Consider the following 24,158-nt stretch of genomic DNA (forward strand, 5'->3'; position numbering starts at 1 on the left):
CGTCAGGCCGGTTCGACCGGCCGCCAGGCCGTGGCCGTATCGTAGAAGAAGCGTTCTTCCGCGATGCGGTCGCCGCGCCAGCGCTGGATCGCGAGCTCGTCGAGCCGGCGCGTGACGCCGTCCTTGCCAATGGCGTCGAAGGTCCAGTGCACGACGACCCGGTCGCCATCGACCAGCACGGCGTGCGGCGGATGCGTGTGCATCCGTTCGAGGCGCGCCAATGTCCGTGCCTCACGCTCCATCAGCAGGTCCCGGCCGCGCCGCGGCTCGGCCATGTTCTCCTGCATGGAGGCGTCTTCCCAGTAGAAGTCGCGGATCGCGGCGACATGATCGCCTCCGACGACGGCCGCAACGAAATCCTCGACTCGCGAACGTTCAGGCATGGCTGTTCTCCAGAGAGACGTCACTTCTCGCAAGGGCTCAGCACTGGCTTGTCAGCAGCGACTGCGTTATCGACGCATACAATAGCCGGAATGTATGGCATGAGGGATCAGCCATGGCGCGAGCCGCGACGATGCCGCCCTGGGTCGACGAGCTCGACCCTGCCGCCGGGCCGCGCTACCTGCAGATCGTCGGGCTGATCGAGCGGGCGGTCTCGGACGGACGTCTGCGGCCAGGCGACCGCTTGCCGCCACAGCGAAAGCTGGCCGAACTCCTCGACGTCGACCTCACCACCGTGACCCGCGCCTTCGGCGAAGCGCGCGAGCGCGGGCTGCTCGATGCGGTGACGGGGCGGGGCTCCTTCATCTCGACCCGGCAGGAGGAGCCCGGTCCGCCACTCGATCTCAGCATGACGATCCCACCAGCACCGAAGGGCCTGCGGCTGGGAGAGCTGATGGAGCGGGGAATCGCCGAGCTGCTGAGGCGCAGCGACGCCGACCAGCTGATGAACTACCATGCCGGCGGCGGTTCGCTGGCAGAGCGGGCGGCCGGCGCAGCCTGGCTCGCGCCACTGCTCGGCCCCTTGTCGCCGCAGCGGATTCTGCTGGCGCCCGGCGCCCAGAGCGCCCTGACGGCCCTTTTCCAGATGCTGGCCGCGCCCGGCGACACCGTCCTGATGGAGCCGCTGGCCTATCCCGGCCAGATCGACGCGGCACGGCGCCGTGGCCTCGCCATCACGCCGGTGGCGGAGGATGGCGACGGCCCGTTGCCACAGGCCCTGGAGGAAGCCGCCCGCCGCACCGGTGCCCGGCTGTTCTGCCTGACGCCGACGCTGCACAACCCGACCTGCCGGACGATCCCGATCGGGCGACGGCAGGAGATTGCAGCCTTGGCACGCAAGCTCGACCTGACCCTGATCGAGGACGATCCCTACAGCCGGCTCGCCGGCGATGCGCCGCCACCCCTCGCCGCTCTGGCGCCGGAGCGGAGCTGGCATGTCGCGACGCTGTCGAAGGCGCTGACGCCCGGCCTGCGCACCGCCTTCGTCCTGCTGCCGGAGGGGATGGCGGGCGATGAGTTCGCGGCGGCGCTGCGGGCCGTGGCGCTGATGCCGGCGCCGCTGATGACGGCGCTCGCCACGCATTGGATCAGGATCGGTGCGGCAGGGGAACTGCTGGACGGGGTGCGGCGCGAGGCGGCCGAGCGGCAGGCGCTGGCGCGTTCGATCCTGCCCGCCTCGATGCAGGCGCATCCCCATGCGCTGCATCTCTGGCAGCCTCTGCCGCCCTATTGGGACAGGCACCGGCTGATCGAGAGCGCGCGGCGGGCGGGGCTCGGCGTGATGGCCTCGGATGCCTTTGCGACCGGAAATCACGCGCCCGACGCGATCCGGGTCGCGCTCGGCGCCGTGCCGGAGCGCGCGCGCCTCGCCGAGGCGCTGCGGCTGCTTGCCGGGATCATCGCGGAGGAAGGCGCGCCGGCCTGAATCGGACCGGCGGCGTCGTCAGGCGGCTGGGCTGTCCTTCGGCACGGCAGGACGCGCGAGGCGCCCTTCCTCAGCCTTGTGGAAGAACTGCGAGGCGACCAGCCAGCCCTTCAGGGGCTGCAAGGGTGGAATGCAGGTCAGCAGGATCAAGGGCAGCGTCGTGACCAGATGCACCCAGGTCGGCGGGTTGTAGGTCAGCTCGAGCCAGAGCGGGAAGGCCGCAGCCGGGATGCAGACGAACATCATCACGAAGAAGGCCGGGCCGTCGGCCGGATCGGCGAAGGAATAGTCGAGCCCGCAGGCCTCGCATTTCGGCTTCAGCTTGAGGAAGCTCTCGAACATCTTGCCCTGCCCGCAGCGCGGGCAGCGGCCGCGCAGGCCGGTCTGAATCGGAGGAAGCGGCGGCCATTGCTCGCCAGACATGGGGGTTCTCCAAGGGACGGCGCCATTGCGTTCGGCGTCGCCCTTCAGATCGTATCAGACAAAGACAATGTCAAGATTGTATGTATCTTAGCTGGCTGGCTGCGCGGATCGGTCGCGGGCAGCTCAGATGTGCAGCGCGTGGCCCAGCGCCTTCATCGCAGCCTCCGGGAAGGCCTCGCCCAACGTCGGATGGGCGTGGATCGTGCCGGCGATGTCCTGCAGGGTCGCGCCCATCTCGATCGCGAGGCCGAAGGCGGCCGACAACTCCGAGACGCCCTGCCCTACCGCCTGGATGCCGAGCACGAGATCGCTGCCCGCCTGCGCGACGACCCGCACGAAGCCGGCCTCGCCATGACGGGTCATGGCGCGTCCATTGGCGGCGAAGGGGAACTGGCCGATCTTCAGCTCATGGCCGGCGCGCTTCGCCTCCTCCGGCGAAAGACCGACCGAGACGATCTCGGGGTCGGTGAAGCAGATCGCCGGGATGCAGCGCTTGTCCCAGGCGCGCGGCAGGCCGGCAACGATCTCTGCCACCATCTCACCCTGCGCCATGGCGCGATGGGCCAGCATGGGTTCGCCGGTGACGTCGCCGATGGCGTAGATGCCGCGCATCGCGGTCTCGCAGCGCTCGCCAATGCGGATGAAACGGCCATCCATCTCGAGCACGAGGTTTTCAAGACCGAGGCCATCGGTGACGGGCTTGCGGCCGACCGTGACCAGTATCTTGTCGGCCGGCAGGCTGCGTTCCTTGCCGTCCGACGTCTCGATGCGCAGGCCGTCGCCCTTGGCTGTCAGACCCAGCGCCTTGGCGCCGGTCAGCACCTCGACGCCGAGCGCGGTCAGGCGCTTCGAGACCGGGCCGGTGAGCTCGGCGTCGTAGAGCGGCAGGATACGGTCCTGCGCCTCGACCACCGTGACCTTGCTGCCCATCCGGGCGAAGGCAGTGCCGAGTTCGAGCCCGATATAGCCGCCGCCGACCACGACGAGCCGCTTCGGCACTTCGGTCAGCGCCAGCGCTCCGGTCGAGGAGATGATGTTGCCGCCGAAGGGCAGGAAGGGCAGTTCCACCGGCGCGGAGCCCGTGGCGATGACGATGGCCTCGGCATGGACCGTCTTCGGCCCGGTCTCGGTCTCGACCACGACGGTCTTGCCGTCGCGGAAGCGGGCACGGCCATGAAGGATCTTGTTGACCTTGGCCTTGCGCAACAGCCCGGCGACGCCGTTGTTGAGGCGCTGGACGATGCCGTCCTTCCAGGCGACGGCCTGCTTGAGATCGAGCGCCGGCTGGGAAACCGTCAGGCCGAAAGGCGTCTTGCCGGTGGCGGCCTCGGCCGCCTTCTCGAATTCCTCGGCGACATGGATCATCGCCTTTGAGGGAATGCAGCCGACATTGAGGCAAGAACCGCCGAGCTTGGTGCTCTCGACGATAACGGTGTCGAGGCCGAGCTGGCCGGCGCGGATGGCACAGACATAGCCGCCCGGGCCGGCGCCGATGACGAGGAGCTTGCAGGTGATGTCCGTCATGGCGCGCCCTCAGATGTCCACGAAGAGCGTGGCCGGGTTCTCCAGCAGCTCCTTCAGCCGCTGCACAAAAACGGCGGCATCCCAGCCGTCGATCACGCGGTGGTCGAAGCTGGAGGAGAGGTTCATCATCTTGCGCGGCACGAAGGTGGTGCCGTCCCAGACGGGCCTGACCACCATCTTGTTGACGCCGACGATGGCGACCTCCGGATAGTTGATCACCGGCGTCGTGGCGATGCCGCCGAGCGCCCCCAGCGAGGTGATGGTGATCGTCGAGCCGGTCAGCTCGTCGCGGGTCGCGGTGCCGTCGCGGCCGCGCTCGGCGAGGCGGGCGAGCTCGATGCCGCAGCCCCAGAGATCGCGCGCCTCGGCATGCTTGACGACCGGCACGATCAGGCCGGTCGGCGTCTGCGTGGCGATGCCGATATTGATCGCGGCATGCTGGCGCACGATGCCAGCCTCGTCGTCATAAAGCGCGTTCAGCGCCGGCTGCTCGGCGAGCGCCTTGACCATGGCACGCATCAGGAAGGGCAGGAGCGTCAGCTTCGGCCGCTCCGGCGTCGGCTTCTTGTTCAGCGTCGCGCGCAGATCCTCCAGCGGCGAGACGTTGATCTCCTCGACGATCGTGATGTGCGGAATGCGCGACTTCGACAGCGCCATCTTCTCGGCGATGCGACGACGCAGGCCGACGATTTTGACCTCGGTGATGGCGCTCTGCTCGACGAGCCCGCCACCGCGAGCCGGCTCCGGGCCACGCAGCAGGAAGGCGTCGATATCCTGATGGGTGATGCGGCCGGCAGGACCCGTACCCTGGACCTGGCGCAGATCGACCCCGGCCTCGCGCGCCTTCAGGCGCACGGCCGGCGAGGCCAGCGGCTTCTCGCCCGGCGCGCGGCGCTGGGCGGGGGCGGCGCTGGCGCGCGCCGGCATCGGCATGGGCTTCGGCGGCGGAGGCGGAGGCGCGGCCGGCTTGACGGGAGTGGCCGCGGCGGCCGGCTGCTCTGCCTTGGCCGGGGCCGGCGGCGCGGCTGGTCGTTCGGCCGGGGCTTCTTGTGCGTCCTCGTCCGCGGCGGATTGCTCTGCCGCGCCGCCCTCCCCCGCAACCTTGAGCTTCACCAGCGCCGAGCCGATCGCGACGGTGTCGCCGACCTCGGCGCCGACCCAGGTGACCTCGCCCTCGACCGGCGAGGGAATCTCGACCGTCGCCTTGTCGGTCATCACGGCCGCGATCAGGTCGTCCTCGCGGACGATGTCGCCGACCTTGACGTGCCACTCGACGAGTTCCGCCTCCGCGATGCCCTCGCCGACATCCGGCAGCTTGATGATGCGCTCGCCCATCAGCGTGCCTCCATGATGTCGCGCAGCGCCTGCCCGAGGCGGGCGGGGCCGGGGAAATAGTCCCATTCCTGCGCATGCGGATAGGGCGTGTCCCAGCCGGTGACGCGCATCACCGGCGCCTCCAGATGGTAGAAGCAGTGCTCCTGCACCAGTGCGGCCAGCTCCCCGCCAAAGCCCGACGTCAGCGTCGCCTCGTGCAGCACGATGCAACGGCCGGTCTTCTCGACCGAGGCGACGATCGCCTCGAGATCGAGCGGGACGAGGGTGCGCAGGTCAATGACCTCGGCGTCGATGCCGGTGTCCTCGGCCGCGGCCAGCGCGACATGGACCATGGTGCCGTAGGCGAGAATGGTGACGGCCGAGCCCTCCCGCCGCGTCACCGCCTTGCCAAGCGGCACGGTGTAATGCCCTTCCGGCACCTCGGAGAGCTCATGCTTCGACCAGGCCGTGACCGGCCGGTCGTAGTGACCGTCGAAGGGGCCGTTATAGAGCCGCTTCGGTTCCAGGAAGATCACCGGGTCCGGGTCCTCGATCGCCGAAATCAGCAGGCCCTTGGCATCATAGGGGTTGGAGGGAACGATGGTCTTCAGCCCCGAGACATGGGTGAAGAGCGCTTCCGGGCTCTGGCTGTGAGTCTGGCCACCGAAGATGCCGCCGCCGGTCGGCATGCGGATCACCATCGGGCAGGTGAAGTCGCCGGCCGAGCGATAGCGCAGGCGAGCCGCCTCCGAGACGATCTGGTCGTAGGCCGGGTACATGTAGTCGGCGAACTGGATCTCGACGCAGGGCTTCAGCCCGTGGGCCGCCATGCCGATGGCGGTGCCGACGATGCCGGATTCGCTGATCGGTGCGTCGAAGCAGCGCGAGACGCCGTATTTCTGCTGCAGCCCGTGGGTGCAGCGAAAGACGCCGCCGAAGAAGCCGACATCCTCGCCGAAGACCACGACATCGTTATCGCGGTCCATGGAGACGTCCATGGCGGAACGGATCGCCTCGATCATCGTCATCCTGGCCATCGCGTCAGACTCCGATCTGCTGGCGCTGGCGGCGCAGGTGCGGCGGGAGTTCGGCGTAGACGTCCTCGAAGATGTCGCGCGCCGAGGGCTTGCCGCCGGAATGCAGGGTGCCGAAGCTCTCGGCCTCCTTCTGCGCGGCGATGACGGTGGCGAGGATCTCCGCCTCGGCCTGCTTGTGGCGCTCCTCCGACCAGGCACCGATGGCGATCAGGTGCTGCTTCAGCCGGACGAGCGGATCGCCCAGCGGCCAGTCGTCGGATTCGTGTTTGGGGCGATAGGCGGAGGGGTCGTCCGAGGTGGAGTGGGCGCCGGCGCGATAGGTGACGTATTCGACCAGGGTCGGCCCGAGATTGCGCCGTGCCCGCTCGATCGCCCATTGCGCGACCGCATAGACCGCGAGGTAGTCATTGCCATCGACGCGCAGCGCCGGGATACCGAAGCCGAGGCCGCGCGCAGCGAAAGTGCCGGAGCCGCCGCGCGCGATGCCTTGGAAGGTCGAGATCGCCCACTGGTTGTTGACGACGTTGAGGACGACCGGCGCCTTGTAGGTCGAGGCGAAGACGAGGGCTGCGTGGAAATCCGATTCCGCCGTCGAGCCGTCGCCGATCCAGGCGGCGGCAATGCGGGTGTCGTTCTTGATCGCCGAGGCCATCGCCCAGCCGACCGCCTGGACGAACTGGGTGGCGAGATTGCCCGAGATCGAGAAGAAGCCGTTCTCCTTGGAGGAGTACATCACCGGCAATTGCCGGCCCTTCATCGGATCGCGCTCGTTCGAATAGATCTGGCACATCATGTCGACGAGCGGATAGTCGTGCGCGATCAGCAGGCCCGCCTGGCGATAGGTCGGGAAGTTCATGTCGCCGGGCTGGAGCGCGATGCGAAAGGCGCAGCTCACCGCTTCTTCGCCGGTGTGCTGCATGTAGAACGAGGTCTTGCCCTGGCGCTGCGCCATCTGCATGCGCCCGTCGAAGCTGCGCAGCGTCATCATGTGGCGCAGGCCTCGGACCAGATCCTCGGGCGAGAGGTCCGGCACCCAGGGGCCAACCGCCTCGCCCTCTCGGTTCAGCACACGGATGATCGAATAGGCGAGGTCGCGGATGTCCTTGGGGTCGACATCGACCGGAGGGCGGGCGACGGAGCCGGCCTTGGGAATCACGACTTCGGAGAAATCAGGCTTCTCGCCCGGTCGACTGGCGGGCTTCGGCACATGGAACTGCAGTGGCTGGACCCCTGCCGACGCATTGCCGGCCTTGTCGCTGCTCATGAGCGCCTCCATCCCTGACACCGCCAGGATTCCGCCTTTGCCGGCGTCCGGCAAGGCGTCTCGTCAGCGGCATCGTCCCGCACGGCGGCTGCGGCCGGCAGGACGATCGTTTCCCTTGCAACCAAGCTAGGCCCGAAGCGTCAGGGGTTCCTTCCGAATTTGCCTGCGGCCTCCTGTCATGGCAGATGATCTTGCTGTCCGTTTCCATAATTGCAGAATACTTTGCCGATGAACAAAAAGAGCCAGAAGACTCCTGCTCTCGACGCGATCGATCGAAAGATCCTGGCGGCCCTCCGAGAAGACGGCCGTCTCACGACCCAGGCCCTCGCCGAGAAGGTGGGCTTGTCGCCCTCACCCTGCTGGACACGGGTGAAGCGGCTGGAAGAGGCGGGGGTGATCGAGAAATACGTCGCCCTGCTCGACCATCAGGCACTCGGCTACAACAATGTCGTCTTCGTCGAGATCACGCTCGACAAGCATGACGACAAGGTGCTCGACCAGTTCGCCGAGGCGCTGACGCGGGCGCCGGAGGTGGTCGAGGCGCATCTGGTGACCGGCGAATACGACTATCTCGCCAAGGTCGTGGTCAGCGGCACCGACCATTACGAGCGCTTCCTGCGCGGAACGATCTACCGCATCCCCGGCGTGCGCCAGACCCGCACGACCTTTGGGCTCCGAGCGTTGAAGCGGACGCTGTCCGTCGATCCGCTGAAGGAGCCCTAAGCACTCCGGCCCCAATCCCGTATGCGGTCATCCCGGACAAGCGGCGAAGCCGCGCCGATCCGGGATCCATTCCGGAGCGCTTCCGAAGAAGGTTCCGGCATGGATCCCGGGTCTCCGCTGCGCTCCGCCCGGGATGACCACAGAGGGAGCGCTGCGGCATTGGACCTTCAGGCCAACATTTCCCGCACCAGCGGGATGACCTGCTCGCCATAGAGCCGGATGCACTCCATCAGCTTCTCATGCGCCAGCGGACCGGCGCTGTATTTGAGCTGGAAGCGCGACAGGCCGAGCCCCTTGGCGGTCGCGGCGATCTTGCGCGCCACCGTCTCGGGCGAGCCGAGGTAGAGCGAGCCATGCGCGACCTCCTGCTCGAAATCGGCGCGGCTCATCGGTGGCCAGCCGCGCTCGGCGCCGATCCGGTCGCGCCCCTGCTTGAAGGCCGGGAAGAACTCCTCCTTCGCCTGCTCGTCAGTGGCCGCGACATAGCCCGGCGAATGCACGCCGATCGGCTTTGCCGGCTTGTCGATCTGCGCATAGGCGCGGTGGTAGAGATCGACATAGGGTTTGAAGCGCAGCGGGTCGCCGCCGATGATGGCGAGCATCAGCGGCAGGTCGTAGCGTACAGCGCGGACCACCGATTCCGGGCTGCCGCCGACGCCGATCCAGGTCTTGAGCCGTCCGTTCTCGATCGGCGGATAGACGAGCTGATCCTTCAGCGGCGGGCGGATCGAGCCCTGCCAGCTCACCGGCTCCTGCGGCAGCAGCGCCGTGAACAGGTCGAGCTTCTCCTCGAAAAGCTTCTCGTAGTCGCGCAGATCGAAGCCGAAGAGCGGGAAGGATTCAGTGAAGGAGCCACGGCCGAGAATGACCTCGGCGCGCCCGTTCGACAGTGCATCCACGGTCGAGAAGCGCTGGAAAACGCGGATCGGATCATCGGAACTCAGCACCGTGACCGCCGAACCCAGCCTGATCCGGCTGGTGCGCGTGGCCATGCCGGCCAGCACGGTTTCGGGTGACGACACGGCGAAATCGGCACGGTGATGCTCGCCGACACCGATGAAATCGATGCCGAGGCTGTCGGCCAGCACGGCCTCCTCGACGAGGTTGCGAATGACCTGTGCCTGCGGCAGCGGCTTGCCGTCCGCCCCGTTGGTGACGTCGCCGAAGGTGTCGAGCCCGAATTCCAGTTCCTGCGCCATGAGTTGTCCCGAGGCCGCGGCACGGCCCGTTTGCCTGCCGGCCATTCCGGCTTTCCGCAGTTAGGAGCGCGTCCGCCGCCGCGCAATCGCCGCGGCGTTGCAGGCACAGCAACACGCTGTTCGCGCCGCCGCAACCGCGCCGCTTGCAACTGCCTGCGGCTATGCCGATGCTCGCGCCCGCGGCGACAGGCGCCGCTGCCGACACGACGCCATGATCATCCGCCAGCTGGTCTATCTCGACGCGCTCGCCCGCGAAAAGCATTTCCGCCGCGCGGCCGAGGCCTGCCATGTCTCGCAGCCGACGCTCTCGGCCGCGATCGTGCAGCTCGAGGAGGAGCTCGGCGTGATGATCGTCGAGCGGGGCCGGCGCTTCCAGGGCTTCACCAAGGAGGGGGAGGTCGTGCTCGCCCATGCCAGGCGCATCCTGGCCGAAGCCGAGGTGATGAAGGAATCGGTCGCCGAGCTGCGCGAGGGCATTGGCGGGCGCATCCGGCTCGGCGCGATCCCGACCGCGCTGCCGATGATCGCCCATATCACCGCGCCGTTCTCGGATCGCTATCCGGCCGTGTCGCTCACCGTGCTGTCGCTGACCTCCCAGGAGATCCAGCAGGGCATCGACGATTTCGAGCTCGATATCGGGCTGACCTATCTCGACAACGAGCCGCTCGACCGCGTGATCTCAAAGCCGATCTACCAGGAAGCCTATCTGCTGCTGACGCGCGAGGACGGGCCGCTCGGCGGACGCGAAACCATTTCCTGGGCGGAAGCCGCGGAGCAGAAGCTCTGCCTGTTGACCGCCGACATGCAGAACCGGCGCATCATCGATGGCATCTTCCGCTCGGTCGGCGCGGCACCGCGGCCAGCGATCGAAACCAACTCGATCTTCAACCTGTGCTCCCATGCCGGCATCCGCGGCGTTTGCAGCATCGTCTCGCTGCAACTGCTGGAGTTCTTCGGCCTGCCGCTCGGCACCAGGGCCCTGCGCCTGATCCAGCCCGAGGCGCAGCGCACCGTGGGCCTGATCGTCGCCGACCGGCAGCCCATGGCGCCGCTGGCACGCAACCTGATGACGATGACCCTGCCGATCGCCGATGCCGGGCTGCCACGGCAACCGGCAACGCGATAGCTCCGGCCTATCGCTGCAGTGCAGCAACGTGCGCCGAACGCCGATTTTATCACGCCTCGCGCCATCCCCGAGCGATCGCCTAAGAGTCTTGTTCCATTTTGATAGTCATTACCTATCATCCGTTCGGTACAAACGATTTGAAATCATTCCAAGCTTGCCGTCCTCTCTCCTGGAATGCGCCCGGCAAACCGGGCCGATGGAGGGAAGATGGCCGGATATTCCGCCTGGAACGAGGAGAGCGCCCGTTCGATCATCGCCGGGCTCGCGCATCTGGAAGGCGCCACGCTGCCGATGCTGCACGCACTGCAGGACGAATTCGGCTATGTCGACGCCAAGGCCGTGCCGCTGATCGCCGAGACGCTGAATCTCTCCCGCGCCGAGGTCCACGGCACGATCTCCTTCTATCACGATTTCAGGATCGCCCCGCCGCCGGCCCGGGTCATCAAGCTCTGCCGGGCCGAAGCCTGCCAGTCGCTCGGCTGCGAGACGGTCGTCGACGAACTGGCGCATGAACACGGCATCGTGGTCGATGGCGAGCGCGCCGGCGACGCCGTCGTCGAAACGGTATATTGTCTGGGCAATTGCGCGCTCGGGCCCTCGGCCCTGATCGATGGCGAATTGATCGGGCGCGTCGATGCCGCCCGCATCGCCGGGCTCTGCCAGCACGGAAAGGCGCGCTCATGAGCGCCGCCCCGGTTCGGATCTTCGTTCCCATCGATGCTGCCGCCCTGTCGGTCGGTGCTGAGGCGGTCGCTCAGGCCGTGGCCCAGGAAGCCGCGCGGCGCGGACTTTCCATCGAGATCGTCCGCAACGGCTCGCGCGGCATGCTCTGGCTGGAGCCGCTGGTCGAGGTCGAGACCCTGCAGGGCCGTATCGCCTATGGGCCGGTCGCGGCGAAGGATGTCGGCGCGCTGTTCGAGGCGGATTTCGTGTCGGGCGGTACGCATGGCTTGCGCCTCGGCAAGACCGATGAGCTCGACTGGATGAAGCGCCAGCAGCGGCTCACCTTCGAGCGCGTCGGCGTCATCGATCCGCTTTCGATCGCCGATTATCGCGCTCATGGCGGCTTCAAGGGGCTGGAGAAGGCGCTGGCCCTGACCGGCGGCGAGATCGTCGAGGCGGTTAAGACGTCGGGCCTGCGCGGACGCGGTGGCGCGGGCTTTCCGACAGGCATCAAGTGGAAGACCGTCCACGACGCCGTGGCGGAGCAGAAATATATCGTCTGCAATGCCGATGAGGGCGACAGCGGCACCTTTGCCGACCGGATGCTGCTCGAAGGCGACCCCTATCTCACCATCGAGGGCATGGCGATCGCGGCCGTCGCAGTCGGCGCGACCCGCGGCTACATCTATCTGCGCTCGGAATATCCGCATGCCCATCGCACCTTGCAGCGCGCCATCGAGAAGGCGGAGGCCAACGGCCTGATCGGAGCCTCGGTGATGGGCAGCGAGCACGCCTTCCATCTCGAAGTGAGGCTCGGCGCCGGCGCCTATATCTGCGGCGAGGAGACCTCGCTGCTGGAGAGCCTCGAAGGCAAGCGCGCCATCGTCCGGGCCAAGCCGCCGCTGCCGGCACTGCAGGGGCTGTTCGGCAAGCCCACCGTCGTCAACAACGTGCTCTCCTTCGCTGCCGTGCCCTGGATCCTGGCGCATGGTGCACAGGCCTATGCCGATTTCGGCATGGGCCGCTCGCGCGGCACGCTGCCGGTCCAGCTCGGCGGCAACGTCAAGCGCGGCGGGCTGATCGAGCTCGCCTTCGGCATTTCGCTGCGCGAGATCATCGAGGAGATGGGCGGCGGCACGCGGTCGGGCCGACCGATCCGCGCCGTGCAGGTCGGCGGACCGCTCGGCGCCTATCTCACGGCCGGGCAGCTCGACGCGCAGATGGACTACGAGGCGTTGGCCGCGATGCGCGCCATGCTCGGCCATGGCGGCATCGTGGTATTCGACGATACCGTCGACATGGCCCGGCAGGCGCGCTTCGCCTTCGCATTCTGCGCCAAGGAAAGCTGCGGCAAGTGCACGCCCTGCCGCATCGGCGCAACGCGTGGGGTCGAGGTGATGGACCGCATCATCGCCGGCACGGAACGGCCGAAGAACATCGCCGTGCTGCGTGACCTCTCGAAGCTGATGACCGATGCCTCGCTCTGCGCCATGGGCGGGCTGACCCCCATGCCGGTGATGAGCGCGCTCGACCATTTCCCCGAGGATTTCGACCGTCCTCCGCTGCCCCTGGCGGCCGAGTGAGGAGTCCGCGATGAGCCTGATCAAGGAAATCGACTACGGCACGCCGATCCGCATCTCCGAAAAGACGGTCACGCTGACCATCGACGGCCAGAGCGTCACCGTTCCGGCCGGGACCTCGGTGATGGCGGCCGCGATGAGCATGGGCACCGCCATCCCGAAGCTCTGCGCCACCGATTCGCTCGAGCCCTTCGGCTCCTGCCGGCTCTGCCTCGTCGAGATCGAAGGCCGGCGCGGCACGCCTGCATCCTGCACGACGCCGGCGGAAGACGGCATGGTCGTGCGGACCCAGTCCGAGAACCTCGCCTCGCTGCGCAAGGGGGTGATGGAGCTCTACATCTCCGACCACCCGCTCGACTGCCTGACCTGCTCGGCCAATGGCGACTGCGAATTGCAGGACATGGCCGGCGCTGTCGGCCTGCGCGAGGTGCGCTACGGCTACGAGGGCGAGAACCACGTCTTCGCCAAGGGCCAGGACGGCCTCGCCAACGAGAACTGGCTCGCGAAGGACACCTCCAACCCGTACTTCACCTACGACCCGTCGAAATGCATCGTCTGCAATCGCTGCGTGCGGGCCTGCGAGGAGGTGCAGGGCACCTTCGCCCTGACGATCACGGGCCGCGGCTTCGAGTCCCGCGTCGCGGCAGGGCCGACCGATTTCCTCGGCTCCGAATGTGTCTCCTGTGGCGCCTGCGTGCAGGCTTGCCCGACGGCGACGCTGATCGAGAACAAGGTGATCGAGCACGGCCAGCCCGAGCATTCGGTGGTCACGACCTGCGCCTATTGCGGCGTCGGCTGCTCGTTCAAGGCCGAGATGCAGGGCGAGCGCGTCATCCGCATGGTGCCCTACAAGGACGGCCAGGCGAATGAAGGGCACTCCTGCGTGAAGGGCCGCTTCGCCTGGGGCTATGCCACCCACAAGGACCGCATGACCAAGCCGATGACCCGGGCGAAGATCACAGATCCCTGGCGCGAAGTCTCCTGGGAAGAGGCGATCGGTCACGCGGCGAGCGAGTTCAAGCGCATCCAGGCGAAATATGGTCGGGAGTCCGTCGGCGCCATCACCTCGTCGCGCTGCACCAACGAGGAGGTCTTCCTCGTCCAGAAGCTGGTGCGCGCCGCCTTCCGCAACAACAATGTCGACACCTGCGCCCGCGTCTGCCACTCGCCGACCGGCTATGGCCTGCGGACGACGCTCGGCACCTCGGCCGGCACGCAGGACTTCAAGTCGGTCGCCAAGGCCAACGTCATCCTGATCATCGGCGCCAACCCGACCGACGGCCACCCCGTCTTCGGCTCGCGGATGAAGAAGCGCATTCGCGAAGGCGCCAAGCTCATCGTCGCCGATCCGCGCCGGATCGACATGGTGCAGTCGCCGCACGTCAAGGCCGACTATCACCTGCCGCTCAGGCCCGGCACCAATGTCGCGCTGCTCAACGCGCTCAGCCATGTCATCGTCACCGAAGGGCTGATCGACGAAGCCTATGTACGCGAGCGGTGCGACCTCGGCGATTTCGAGCAATGGGCCCGTTTCGTCGCGCGCGAGGAGAATTCGCCAGAGATCAGCGAGCAATATACCGGCGTTCCGGCGGCCGATGTGCGGGCCGCGGCGCGGCTCTACGCCACCGGCGGCAATGCCGCGATCTATTACGGGCTCGGCGTCACCGAGCACAGCCAGGGTTCGACCACTGTGATGGCGATGGCGAACCTCGCCATGGCGACCGGCAACATCGGGCGCGACGGCGTCGGCATCAACCCGCTGCGCGGGCAGAACAATGTGCAGGGTTCCTGCGACATGGGCTCCTTCCCGCATGAGTTCTCGGGCTATCGCCACGTCGCCGACGACGCGACCCGGCAGGTCTTCGAGACATTGTGGGGCGTGCCGCTCGATCCGGAGCAGGGCCTGCGCATCAACAACATGCTCGACGAGGCGACCGAGGGCGCCTTCAAGGGCCTCTATATCCAGGGCGAGGACATCGCCCAGTCGGACCCGAACACCCAGCACGTCACGGCGGGCCTCGCCGCGATGGAATGTGTCGTCATCCAGGACATCTTCCTGAACGAGACGGCGAAATACGCCCATGTCTTCCTGCCGGGCGCCTCCTTCCTGGAGAAGGACGGCACCTTCACCAACGCCGAGCGGCGCATCAACCGCGTGCGGAAGGTGATGGCGCCGCTCTCGGGCAAGGACGAGTGGCAGGTGACGGTCGAGCTCTCCCGCGCGCTCGGCTACGAGATGACCTACGACCATCCGGGCGAGATCATGGACGAGATCGCCCGGCTGACGCCGACCTTCGCCGGCGTGACCTATGAGAAGCTCGACGCGCTCGGCTCGGTGCAGTGGCCCTGCAACGACAAGGCGCCGGAAGGCACGCCGCTGATGCATGTCGACCGCTTCGTGCGCGGCAAGGGCCGGTTCATGCTCACCGAATACGTGCCGACCGACGAGCGTACCGGCCCGCGCTTCCCGCTGCTGCTCACCACCGGCCGCATCCTGTCGCAATACAATGTCGGCGCGCAGACGCGGCGGACCGAGAATGGCGCCTGGCATGACGAGGACGTGCTGGAGATCCACCCCTTCGATGCGGAGAGCCGCGGCATTCGCGACGGCGACCTCGTCGCGCTCGCCAGCCGCTCCGGCGAGATCGCCTTGCGGGCCGAGGTCTCGGAGCGGATGCAGCCGGGCGTGGTCTACACCACCTTCCACCATGCCAAGACCGGCGCCAACGTCATCACCACCGACTATTCGGACTGGGCGACGAACTGCCCGGAATACAAGGTGACGGCGGTCGAGGTGCGGCGAACCAATCATTACTCGCCATGGCAGGAGAAGAATTTCGAGGAAGACGTGACCTTGCGCCGGATCGCGGAGCGCCTGCCCGATGCCGCGGAATAACCCGCCCGCCCAGCCGCCGGCCTCGGCCGCGGTCACGGCCGAGCCGCTGCGCTTCGGCGCCGCGCGCGAGGGCGCCCGCGAGATCGAGATCGCAGTCGAGATGCCGATCAACATCGTCTACGGCACGATGCCCTATGCGGTGATGATGGCGAGCCCGTCCGATCTCGAGGATTTCGTCACCGGCTTCAGCTTGACCGAAGGCATCGTGCGCGGCGCGGACGAAATCCGCGGCATCGCCATCGAACCGCAGGACGAGGGTATCATCGTCACGGTCGACTTGGCGCCCGGCCGCTTCCGCGAGCATCTGGCACGCCGGCGCAACCTCTCGGGACGCACCTCCTGCGGGCTCTGCGGCGTCGAGACCATCGAGGAGATCCCGATGGCCGATGCCGCGACGCGGGCGGCGCGCGCCGTAGCCGCCTCAGCCATCGAGACCGCGCTCGTCGGGCTCGACAAGCATCAGCCGCTGAACCAGCTCACCCGCGCCGTCCATGCCGCCGCCTGGTGCGACACCGCCGGCGCGATTCTGGCGGTGCGCGAGGATGTCGGCCGCCACAACGCGCTCGACAAGCTGATCGGCGCGCGCCTGCGCGCCGGTGCGGATGCCAGCGAGGGCTTCCTGCTCGTCACCAGCCGCGCCTCCTTCGAGATGGTCGAGAAGGCGGCGATCTTCGGCGCCGGCACGCTGGTCGCGATCTCGGCGCCGACCTCGCTCGCAATCGAGCGGGCCCGGCATCTCGGCCTGACGCTGGCGGCGGTGGCGCGGCGCGACGGCTGCATCGTCTTCACCGGCGCCCTGGCGACCGAAGCAGAGGCCACCGCCCGATGACGGAGACATCAGCACCCGCGGCATCCGCCCACAGCGCGGCGCATGCGGAGAATATCGCCACGCTCAGGCGCATGGCCGGGCAGATCGCCGATTTCTTCAAGGCCTATCCGGAAGAGGAGGCGGCAGCCTCCGTCGCCGACCACATCAACCAGTTCTGGACCGGGCGGATGCGCGAGGAGTTCCTTGCCGCCTACACCGCCCGCCCGGAAGACCTTCCGCCGCTGCTGCGCCGCGCCTTGCCGCGGGTCAGACCAGCGCGCGGAAGCTAGCGCAGCAAGCGTTCCCCGACGGAACGCATCATCAGTTTCAACGCGCCGGGAGCCTACCCGGCCGAATGGCGAAGCTATGGGGAAAGGAAACCGGGAATGAGCGTCGCACAGGATATCGGGCAGGTCGACGAGGGCGGCGGCCTGCTCGACCGCGAAAGGATCATCGCCAAGGCAGGCTTCAATCGCTGGCTCGTGCCGCCGGCAGCTCTCTGCATTCATTTGTGCATCGGCATGGCCTACGGCTTCTCGGTGTTCTGGCTGCCGCTCTCGCGCGCCATCGGCATCACGGCACCGAAGGCCTGCCCGGACCTGACGCTGGCGACCGCACTCTTCACCACCACCTGCGACTGGCGCGTCGCCGATCTCGGCTGGATGTTCACGCTGTTCTTCATCTTCCTCGGCGCTTCGGCCGCCCTCTTCGGCGGCTGGCTGGAGAAGGCCGGCCCGCGCAAGGCCGGTGTCGCGGCGGCGGTCTGCTGGTGCGGCGGCATGGTGATCTCGGCGCTCGGCGTCTACTGGCACCAGCTCTGGCTGATGTGGCTGGGCTCCGGCGTGATCGGCGGCATCGGGCTGGGCCTGGGCTACATCTCGCCGGTCTCGACCCTGATCAAATGGTTCCCTGACCGGCGCGGCATGGCGACCGGCATGGCGATCATGGGCTTCGGCGGCGGCGCGATGATCGGTTCGCCGCTGGCCGACATGCTGATGAACGCCTTCAAGACCCCGACCTCGGTGGGCGTCTTCCAGACCTTCCTGGTCATGGCGGCGATCTACTTCGTCTTCATGATGGCCGGGGCGTTCGGCTACCGCGTTCCACCGGCCGGCTGGCGTCCGGAGGGTTGGGCACCGCCGGCCTCGCAGAACAAGATGATCACTTCCGGCCACGTCCATCTGCGCGACGCGCACAAGACGCCGCAATTCTGGCTGATCTGGGCCGTGCTGACGCTCAACGTATCAGCCGGCATCGGCGTTCTCGGCATCGCCTCGCCGATGCTTCAGGAAATCTTCGGCGGGGCGCTGATCGGCCAGCCAGGCGTCGCCTTCTCGGCCCTCGATGCCGGGCAGAAGACCGCGATCGCAGCCATCGCCGCCGGCTTCGTCGGCCTGCTCTCGCTGTTCAACATCTGCGGCCGCTTCTTCTGGGCCTCGCTGTCGGACAAGATCGGCCGCAAGAACACCTATTATACGTTCTTCATTCTCGGCATCGCCCTCTACGCGATGGCGCCCTGGGCGGCCGGCATCCAGTCCAAGGTGCTGTTCGTCACCGCCTTCTGCATCATCCTGTCGATGTATGGCGGCGGCTTCTCCACGGTGCCGGCCTATCTTGCCGACGTCTTCGGCACGCAGTTCGTCGGCGCCATCCATGGCCGACTGCTGACGGCGTGGTCGACAGCGGGCATCATCGGCCCGGTGGTGGTGAACTACATCCGCGAGGCGCAGGTTTCGGCCGGCGTCACCGGCGCCAGCCTCTACAGCGGCACGATGTACATCCTCGCCGGCATGCTGGCGCTGGGTCTCGTCGCCAATGCGCTGGTCAGGCCGCTCGGCCCGCAATGGTTCATGAAGGAGGAGGAAGTCGCCAAGCTCCAGGCCGCGAGCAAGGCGGCCGCGGCCCGCGAGGCCGTCGGCTCCTTCGGCATCGGCAGGGGCGGCTTCGACGCCACCGCCGCCTTCGCCTGGGCCGTGGTGGGCATCCCGCTGGCCTGGGGAATCTGGGTGACGCTGTCGAAGTCGCTGACGCTGTTCAACTGAGCGGCTGAACAGCCGAGGAATGCGAGGGCCCGCTCGAGCGATCGACGCGGGCCTTCATCGTTCTGCGAGCCATTGCGCCTTCCGATACCCGGGCTGCTGCGCTCTATTTCAACGAAAGGGCAACCGACCCCGCGATTGGATCGGTGACACCGAGCCCCGCACCCAGATCATCGAGCGTGTGACGGAAACCGTCGAGGGTCGCGATCATCTGCGGGCGGGCCGCCGCCATCGCCTCGAAACTCTCCCATTCTGCAATAATGCAGTAGCGCCCCTCGCCGGCCGCGATGATGTTCGCATGGCGCAGGCCCGGCCAGTCGGCAGCGACATTGCGGTGGGCGTCGAGAAAGGCGGTCTCCATCCCCGGCTTCACCTTGAAACGAACAGCATTGAATGCGGTCATGGCAGCCTCCAGCGTTCGAGGCAGTGACCTTACGGCAATTGGAGCGTCTGTACGCGTCACGATCATGTGCCGATGAACCCGGCTCGCCCTGAATCGTTGTCAAAGAATAGCTTTCCAGCCGCACCCTCCCCATTCAGACCAGAACAGGAGACGACACCATGGCGATCAACAAAACAGGCTCGGCCCATTGGGAAGGCGGCATCAAGGACGGCAAGGGCGCGATCTCGACCGAGAGCGGCGCGCTCAGCGCCTATCCCTACGGCTTCTCCAGCCGCTTCGAAGGCAAGCCCGGCAGCAACCCCGAGGAGTTGATCGGCGCGGCCCATGCCGCCTGCTTCACCATGGCGCTGTCGCTGATCCTCGGTGAAGCCAATCTCAAGGCCGATGCACTCGATACCACGGCGCGCGTGACGCTCGACAAGCAGGGCGAAGGCTACGCGATCACCGCGATCCATCTCACGCTGAAGGGCAAGGTGCCCGGCGCCGATCAGGCGACCTTCCAGTCACTTGCCGACAAGGCCAAGGCCGGCTGCCCGGTCTCGAAGCTGTTCAAGGCGCCGATCACGCTGGAAGCAACCCTGACGAGCTGACGCTTCAGGCGAAGTGGCAGGAGACGCGGACGTCACCGAGCGGCCGCAGCTCCGGCCGCTCGGTGCGGCAACGGTCGGCGGCGAGCGAGCAGCGCGGATTGAAGGTGCAACCCGGCGGCGGGGCGATCGGGCTCGGCACCTCGCCCGACATCGGCTTGCGCTCCCGATTCGGCCGCTCGACATCGGGAATCGTGTCGAGCAGCAGCCGCGTATAGGGGTGGCGCGGCGCCGTGAAGATCGCCTCGGCCGGGCCGGCCTCGACGAAGCGGCCGAGATACATGATGGCAAGATCGTCGGACATGTGCCGGACGACCGAGAGGTTGTGGCTGATGAAGAGATAGGTCAGCCTGAGCTCCTTCTGCAGCCGGACCATCAGGTTGAGGATCTGCGCCTGCACGGAGACATCGAGCGCCGAGGTCGGTTCGTCGCAGACGAGGAAATCGGCCTCGGTGGCGAGGGCGCGGGCAATCGAGATGCGCTGGCGCTGACCGCCCGAGAAGGCGTGCGGGTAGCGGCTCGCATCGTTGCGCGAGAGCCCTACGGTTTCGAGCAGGTCGCCGACGCGCTGTTGCGTGCTCTCGGCATCGGGCCTCAGCTTCAGTTCGCGGATCGGCTCGGCGATGATGTCGCCGACGCGCCAGCGCGGATTGAGCGAGGCATAGGGGTCCTGGAAGATCATCTGCACGCGGGGCGGGCCGAAGGAGCCGTCGGCGCGGCGGATGTCGCGGAAGTCGAGCAAGCCCTCCGTCGGACGCTGTAAACCCACGACCATGCGCGCCAGCGTCGATTTTCCGCAGCCGGATTCGCCGACGATGCTGAAGGTGGTGCCGCGCTTCACCGTGAAGGAGACGCTCTCGACGGCGCGCAGGATACGGCGCGGCTCCTTCGAGAACATCCGCGACAGGGCGGGCGACGAGACGTCGAAGCGGCAGGAGGCCGCGGCAACGTCGAGGATGATGTCGGAATCGATGGTCGGAGCCTTCGCGAGCGTCGCTGCCTCGTTACGCATGGGCCAGCTCCTGCAGCGGGAAATGACAGGCTGCGGCATGGGCCGCCGCCGGCAGGCCAGGCTTGTGATCACGGCAGAAGGCCTCGGCCCGGCCACAGCGCGGGTTGAAAGCGCAGCCCGGCGGAATGGCATTGAGGCGCGGCATGGCGCCGTCGATCTGGTTGAGCTGCTCGTGGCGAGTGTGGACACTCGGGATCGAGGCCATCAGGCCGGCCGTGTAGGGATGGCGCGGACGGCGTACTACCTCATCGACCGGGCCGATCTCGACGATGCGCCCGGCATACATCACCGCGACCCGGTCGGCCGTCTCGGCGATGACACCCATGTCGTGGGTGACCAGCATGATCGCGGTGCCGTGCTCTCGGCAGAGCCGCTTCAGCAAGGTGGTGATCTGCGCCTGGATCGAGACGTCGAGCGCCGTCGTCGGCTCGTCGGCGATGATCAGGGAAGGCTCGGCACAGAGCGCGAGCGCGATGACGACGCGTTGGCGCATGCCGCCGGAGAACTGGTGGGGGTAATGGTCGATGCGCGTCTCGGCCGCCGGAATGCCGACTTCCTTGAGCAGATCGAGCGCGCGCTTGCGCGCCTGCGCCTTGCCGACCGGGAGATGGGTGGTGATGGTCTCGACGAGTTGGTCCCCGACCGTGAGCAGCGGGTGCAGCGAGGTCAGCGGATCCTGGAAGATCGCGCCGATGCGCCGTCCTCGCAGCCGGCGTATCTTCTCCGCGGGCAGGTTGTCGATGCGCTGGCCTTCGAGCAGGATTTCGCCGCCGGCGATGCGGCCGGGCGGATCGAGCAGGCCGATCACCGCCGTGCCGGTCAGGGACTTGCCTGCTCCCGACTCGCCGACCATGCCGAGAATTTCTCCCGGCGCGATGTCGAAGGTGACGCCGTCCAGCGCCGTCAACGGGCCGTGGCGGCCGTCGAAGACGATGCGCAGGTCGCGCACGGAGAGCAGAGGCGCGGCGGCGGATGCGGTCATGCGATGGCCTCGCTGCGTTCGATGACATAGCTCGACGAGAAGATCTCGCTCGCCGGCGGGTGACCGGCCGTGCGCTCGGGATAGCGCGCCATCACGCCCTCGAACTGCTTCTGGGCGCGAGCGTTGTCGGCGGCCTCGTCGATACCCGGGATGACGCGATCCTCCATGACGAAGCGGCCGTCGATCACCACCGTCGCGAAGTCGCGACCATGGCCGGTGAGCATCATCGTCTGGATGGGATCGATGACCTGCCCGCTATGCGGACGGTCGAGCTGGAAGACGGTGATGTCGGCCCGGGCGCCCGGCTGGAGCCGGCCGAGATCGGGCCTCCGCAGCGCATCGGCGCCGCCGACGGTCGCCGCGTCGTAATAATCCTCGGAGCGAACGGCGGTGGCACTGCCCGCCATGTTGCGGGCGAGGATCATGCCGATCTGCAGGTTCATCACCATGTCCGGCGGGCTGGTATCGGTGCCCATGGCGATGTTGAGGCCCATGGCGCGGTAGCGGCCGAAATGGTCGATGGCATTGCCACCGCGACCGGAGACCAGCGGGCAATGAACGATGCTCGCGCCGGAATCACGGATGATCTCGAGATCGCGTCCGGGACGCTCGACATGCCGGCTGCCGGAGACGACGGTGCCGTGCGGCAGCAGGCAGCGCTCGTTAAGGAATCCGAGGCTTTCCAGCCACTCCGGCGGGCTCATGCCGTGCTGGGCGAGGACGAGGTCGTATTCGATCTTCGACTGGCAGCAATGCAGCCGCACCGGAATATCGAGATCTCGCGAGGCGACCGCGGTGCGGCGCAGCAGCTCCGCCGTCGAGGTCTCGATCCGGTCGGGCGCCAGCATGCCACGGATCAGCCCGCCGGCCGCGCCTTCATGGCGCCTCGCGAAGCCGATGGCCGCGTCGAGCTCGGCGAGGCCGCGCTGTTCGTCGTAGTGGGTGGTGATACGCCCGTCCTCCTCGACGAGCTGGTTGCCGGTGCGATAGGCCGGGCCGAGATAGGCGCGCATGCCGAGCGCCGCCGCCGCTTCCGCCGCGTCCTCGAATTCCTGCACCGTCTCGCCCCAGGCGCGGTAGAACAGCGAGGCGATCGGCAGCGCGGTCGTGATGCCGTTGCGGATCAGCGAGGCGAAGGCGTGCTTCTTCTGGAAGGCCAGCTCCTCGCGCGTGTACATTTCGTAGGGGCCGGCCTCGAGATAGCTGCGAGGCCAGACGCGCCCCTTCTTCCAGGCCGGCTGGTTGTCATAGCCGAGGATGGTGGTGTCGAGGTCCGAGAGCGCGTCGCAATCGACGAAGCCCGGCCCGATCAGAGCATAGCCGTAGTCGATGCGGCGGGCGACCTCGCCCGGGAAGCCGTGGCCGACGAAGACGATTTCGCCGTCCTCGAACACGGCCTCGCCGTTCTCGTAGAGACGGTGGCGTCCGTCCTTGTGGCCGACGACCCAGCGCGCGGTCATCAGGATGCGGCCTTCAGGCCGCTTCTTGGCTTGCAGGCTCACGGGGCAGTCCTCACCGAAACGCCGTCACGGGCGACGATCTTGCCGCGCTTGATCACGCGGCGCTTGGGCGAACGGGTCACGACGATATCCGTCAGGCTCTGGCCGGGCATGATGACGAGATCGGCGATCTTGCCCTCGGCGAGGCCGTAATCGGCGATCTCCATCACCTGGGCGCCGCCGGTCGTGCAGACATGCAGGCCGAGCTCGACCTCGTCGTCGCGGCGGAAATTGTTGCGCAGGCCGATGAACATGGCGCGCTCGACCATGTCGGCATTGCCATAGGGGCCCCAGGTGTCGCGGATGCCGTCAGAACCGGAGCAGACGCGGATGCCGGCATCGAGCAGCTTCTTGACGGCGGGCGCAGTGTTGCGGGCCGGTGCCGTGGTCATGATCGCGATGTCGAGATCGGCGAGCTGCGGGATCACGGGGTCGACCAGTTCCGGCGCGGTGCCCAGGCAGAAGGCGTGGCTGACGGTGACCTTGCCCTTCATGCCAAGCGCGCGGGTGCGCTCGATGATCAGGTCGAGCGAGAACAGGCCCATCTCGCCGGGCTCGTGCAGGTGGATGTCGAGCGGGCGGCCATAGGTCTGGCAGAGCCCGAAGATCGCATCGAGATGGCCCTTGGGGTCGCGGTCGATGGCGCAGGGGTCGAGGCCGCCGACGATCTCGCAGCCGGCCTTCATCGCCTCATGCATCAGTTCCAGCGTGCCCGGCCGGCGCAGCAGGCCCGATTGCGGGAAGGCGACGAGCTCGATGTCCATGATGTCCGCGTAATCCTCGCGGGTCTTCATGATGCCCTCGACGCCCCAGAGCCCGAGCTCGGTATCGACGTCGACATGGCTGCGCGTATGGGTCGAGCCCATCATCGAGGACTGGACGGTCTGGCGGGCCGACTGGCGGGCCGGGTCGAGATCGAGGCGCTTCTTGCTCTCGCGCTCGTTGTCGATCTTGTCGAGCAGCTTCGGGCCGACCTCGTTGACGTACCAGGTCATGCCCCAGAGGCTCTTGTCGAGATGAGCGTGCGCCTCGACCAGGCCGGGAATCGCGATGTCGCCGCGGCCATCCTCGACCGTGACGCCGGCCGGCGCCGCGATGTCCTTCGCCATCCGGCTGATGCGGCCGTTCTCGATCAGGATGTCGAGGGCGGGCCCCGCATTCGGCCGGATGTTGCGGATCAGGAGGGAGGCAGTCATGGCAGGCGTATCCTCG

The 24,158-nt window shown here is 67.5% G+C and carries 22 protein-coding genes; 10 read left to right on the top strand and 12 right to left on the bottom strand.

What is annotated here, in order from left to right; genetic code table 11:
• Positions 1–2: 2 nt before the first annotated feature.
• Complete coding sequence (locus CE453_RS26675; RefSeq protein WP_089177349.1) at positions 3–383, bottom strand: nuclear transport factor 2 family protein; 381 nt, start codon at positions 381–383, stop codon at positions 3–5.
• A 113-nt stretch (positions 384–496) separates the two neighbouring features.
• Between CE453_RS26675 and CE453_RS26680 the strand changes: the two genes are divergently transcribed.
• The gene (locus CE453_RS26680) at positions 497–1,867 is read left to right on the top strand and encodes an aminotransferase-like domain-containing protein (RefSeq protein WP_089177350.1); all 1,371 of its coding nucleotides are present in this window, start codon (positions 497–499) and stop codon (positions 1,865–1,867) included.
• Positions 1,868–1,885: 18 nt separating this feature from the next.
• On the opposite strand, the gene CE453_RS26685 is transcribed toward CE453_RS26680, so the two are convergent.
• The 5 genes from CE453_RS26685 to CE453_RS26705 all read right to left on the bottom strand — a co-directional run bounded on the left by CE453_RS26685 (position 1,886) and on the right by CE453_RS26705 (position 7,429).
• Positions 1,886–2,290 (bottom strand): DUF983 domain-containing protein, encoded by a 405-nt coding sequence (locus CE453_RS26685; RefSeq protein WP_089177351.1) that lies wholly within the window; start codon positions 2,288–2,290, stop codon positions 1,886–1,888.
• Positions 2,291–2,413: 123 nt separating this feature from the next.
• Positions 2,414–3,814 (bottom strand): dihydrolipoyl dehydrogenase, encoded by a 1,401-nt coding sequence (lpdA, locus tag CE453_RS26690; protein ID WP_089177352.1) that lies wholly within the window; start codon positions 3,812–3,814, stop codon positions 2,414–2,416.
• A 9-nt stretch (positions 3,815–3,823) separates the two neighbouring features.
• Positions 3,824–5,149: a dihydrolipoamide acetyltransferase family protein gene (locus CE453_RS26695; RefSeq protein ID WP_089177353.1), complete on the bottom strand. Its 1,326-nt coding sequence runs from the start codon at positions 5,147–5,149 to the stop codon at positions 3,824–3,826.
• Complete coding sequence (locus tag CE453_RS26700) at positions 5,149–6,165, bottom strand: alpha-ketoacid dehydrogenase subunit beta (protein WP_089177354.1); 1,017 nt, start codon at positions 6,163–6,165, stop codon at positions 5,149–5,151. The genes CE453_RS26695 and CE453_RS26700 overlap by 1 nt, the downstream gene beginning before the upstream one ends.
• A gap of 4 nt (positions 6,166–6,169) precedes the next feature.
• Entirely contained in the window at positions 6,170–7,429 is a 1,260-nt protein-coding gene (locus tag CE453_RS26705) for a thiamine pyrophosphate-dependent enzyme (RefSeq protein ID WP_089178161.1), read from the bottom strand.
• Positions 7,430–7,657: 228 nt separating this feature from the next.
• Here CE453_RS26705 and CE453_RS26710 point away from each other — a divergent pair, with 228 nt between their 5' ends.
• Positions 7,658–8,152, top strand: a complete 495-nt coding sequence (locus tag CE453_RS26710; RefSeq protein WP_089177355.1) for an Lrp/AsnC family transcriptional regulator — start codon at positions 7,658–7,660, stop codon at positions 8,150–8,152.
• 167 nt (positions 8,153–8,319) lie between these two features.
• Here the strand turns inward: CE453_RS26710 and CE453_RS26715 are convergent, their stop codons facing one another.
• Positions 8,320–9,351 (bottom strand): LLM class flavin-dependent oxidoreductase, encoded by a 1,032-nt coding sequence (locus CE453_RS26715; protein ID WP_089178162.1) that lies wholly within the window; start codon positions 9,349–9,351, stop codon positions 8,320–8,322.
• A 211-nt stretch (positions 9,352–9,562) separates the two neighbouring features.
• On the opposite strand from CE453_RS26715, the gene CE453_RS26720 reads away from it, so the two are divergent.
• From CE453_RS26720 to CE453_RS26750, 7 genes are all read left to right on the top strand, one after another.
• Positions 9,563–10,477 (top strand): LysR family transcriptional regulator, encoded by a 915-nt coding sequence (locus CE453_RS26720; protein WP_089178163.1) that lies wholly within the window; start codon positions 9,563–9,565, stop codon positions 10,475–10,477.
• A gap of 207 nt (positions 10,478–10,684) precedes the next feature.
• Positions 10,685–11,161: an NAD(P)H-dependent oxidoreductase subunit E gene (locus CE453_RS26725; RefSeq protein WP_089177356.1), complete on the top strand. Its 477-nt coding sequence runs from the start codon at positions 10,685–10,687 to the stop codon at positions 11,159–11,161.
• On the top strand, positions 11,158–12,723 hold the full coding sequence (locus CE453_RS26730; protein WP_089177357.1) for a formate dehydrogenase beta subunit: 1,566 nt from the start codon (positions 11,158–11,160) through the stop codon (positions 12,721–12,723). The genes CE453_RS26725 and CE453_RS26730 overlap by 4 nt, the downstream gene beginning before the upstream one ends.
• A gap of 10 nt (positions 12,724–12,733) precedes the next feature.
• On the top strand, positions 12,734–15,616 hold the full coding sequence (gene fdhF, locus CE453_RS26735; protein ID WP_089177358.1) for a formate dehydrogenase subunit alpha: 2,883 nt from the start codon (positions 12,734–12,736) through the stop codon (positions 15,614–15,616).
• Positions 15,603–16,445, top strand: coding sequence for a formate dehydrogenase accessory sulfurtransferase FdhD (gene fdhD, locus CE453_RS26740; protein ID WP_089177359.1), 843 nt, complete (start codon positions 15,603–15,605; stop codon positions 16,443–16,445). Before fdhF ends, fdhD begins: the two co-directional genes overlap by 14 nt.
• Positions 16,442–16,714, top strand: coding sequence for a formate dehydrogenase subunit delta (locus CE453_RS26745; protein WP_089177360.1), 273 nt, complete (start codon positions 16,442–16,444; stop codon positions 16,712–16,714). The genes fdhD and CE453_RS26745 overlap by 4 nt, the downstream gene beginning before the upstream one ends.
• A gap of 96 nt (positions 16,715–16,810) precedes the next feature.
• On the top strand, positions 16,811–18,466 hold the full coding sequence (locus CE453_RS26750) for an OFA family MFS transporter (RefSeq protein ID WP_089177361.1): 1,656 nt from the start codon (positions 16,811–16,813) through the stop codon (positions 18,464–18,466).
• A gap of 103 nt (positions 18,467–18,569) precedes the next feature.
• Here the strand turns inward: CE453_RS26750 and CE453_RS26755 are convergent, their stop codons facing one another.
• Positions 18,570–18,866 carry an antibiotic biosynthesis monooxygenase family protein gene (locus CE453_RS26755; RefSeq protein ID WP_089177362.1) on the bottom strand — a complete coding sequence of 99 codons (297 nt, stop codon included), beginning with the start codon at positions 18,864–18,866 and terminating at the stop codon, positions 18,570–18,572.
• A 158-nt stretch (positions 18,867–19,024) separates the two neighbouring features.
• Between CE453_RS26755 and CE453_RS26760 the strand changes: the two genes are divergently transcribed.
• Positions 19,025–19,456 (top strand): OsmC family protein, encoded by a 432-nt coding sequence (locus CE453_RS26760; RefSeq protein ID WP_089177363.1) that lies wholly within the window; start codon positions 19,025–19,027, stop codon positions 19,454–19,456.
• 4 nt (positions 19,457–19,460) lie between these two features.
• Here the strand turns inward: CE453_RS26760 and CE453_RS26765 are convergent, their stop codons facing one another.
• The 4 genes from CE453_RS26765 to CE453_RS26780 are packed head-to-tail and all read right to left on the bottom strand — an operon-like array spanning position 19,461 to position 24,142.
• The gene (locus tag CE453_RS26765) at positions 19,461–20,465 is read right to left on the bottom strand and encodes an ABC transporter ATP-binding protein (protein ID WP_089177364.1); all 1,005 of its coding nucleotides are present in this window, start codon (positions 20,463–20,465) and stop codon (positions 19,461–19,463) included.
• Positions 20,458–21,447, bottom strand: coding sequence for an ABC transporter ATP-binding protein (locus CE453_RS26770; RefSeq protein ID WP_089177365.1), 990 nt, complete (start codon positions 21,445–21,447; stop codon positions 20,458–20,460). The genes CE453_RS26765 and CE453_RS26770 overlap by 8 nt, the downstream gene beginning before the upstream one ends.
• Positions 21,444–22,907 (bottom strand): amidohydrolase family protein, encoded by a 1,464-nt coding sequence (locus CE453_RS26775; protein WP_089178164.1) that lies wholly within the window; start codon positions 22,905–22,907, stop codon positions 21,444–21,446. The genes CE453_RS26770 and CE453_RS26775 overlap by 4 nt, the downstream gene beginning before the upstream one ends.
• A gap of 38 nt (positions 22,908–22,945) precedes the next feature.
• Positions 22,946–24,142, bottom strand: coding sequence for an amidohydrolase family protein (locus CE453_RS26780; RefSeq protein ID WP_089177366.1), 1,197 nt, complete (start codon positions 24,140–24,142; stop codon positions 22,946–22,948).
• Positions 24,143–24,158 lie beyond the last annotated feature (16 nt).

This window comes from Bosea sp. AS-1, from assembly GCF_002220095.1.
Lineage (GTDB): Bacteria > Pseudomonadota > Alphaproteobacteria > Rhizobiales > Beijerinckiaceae > Allobosea.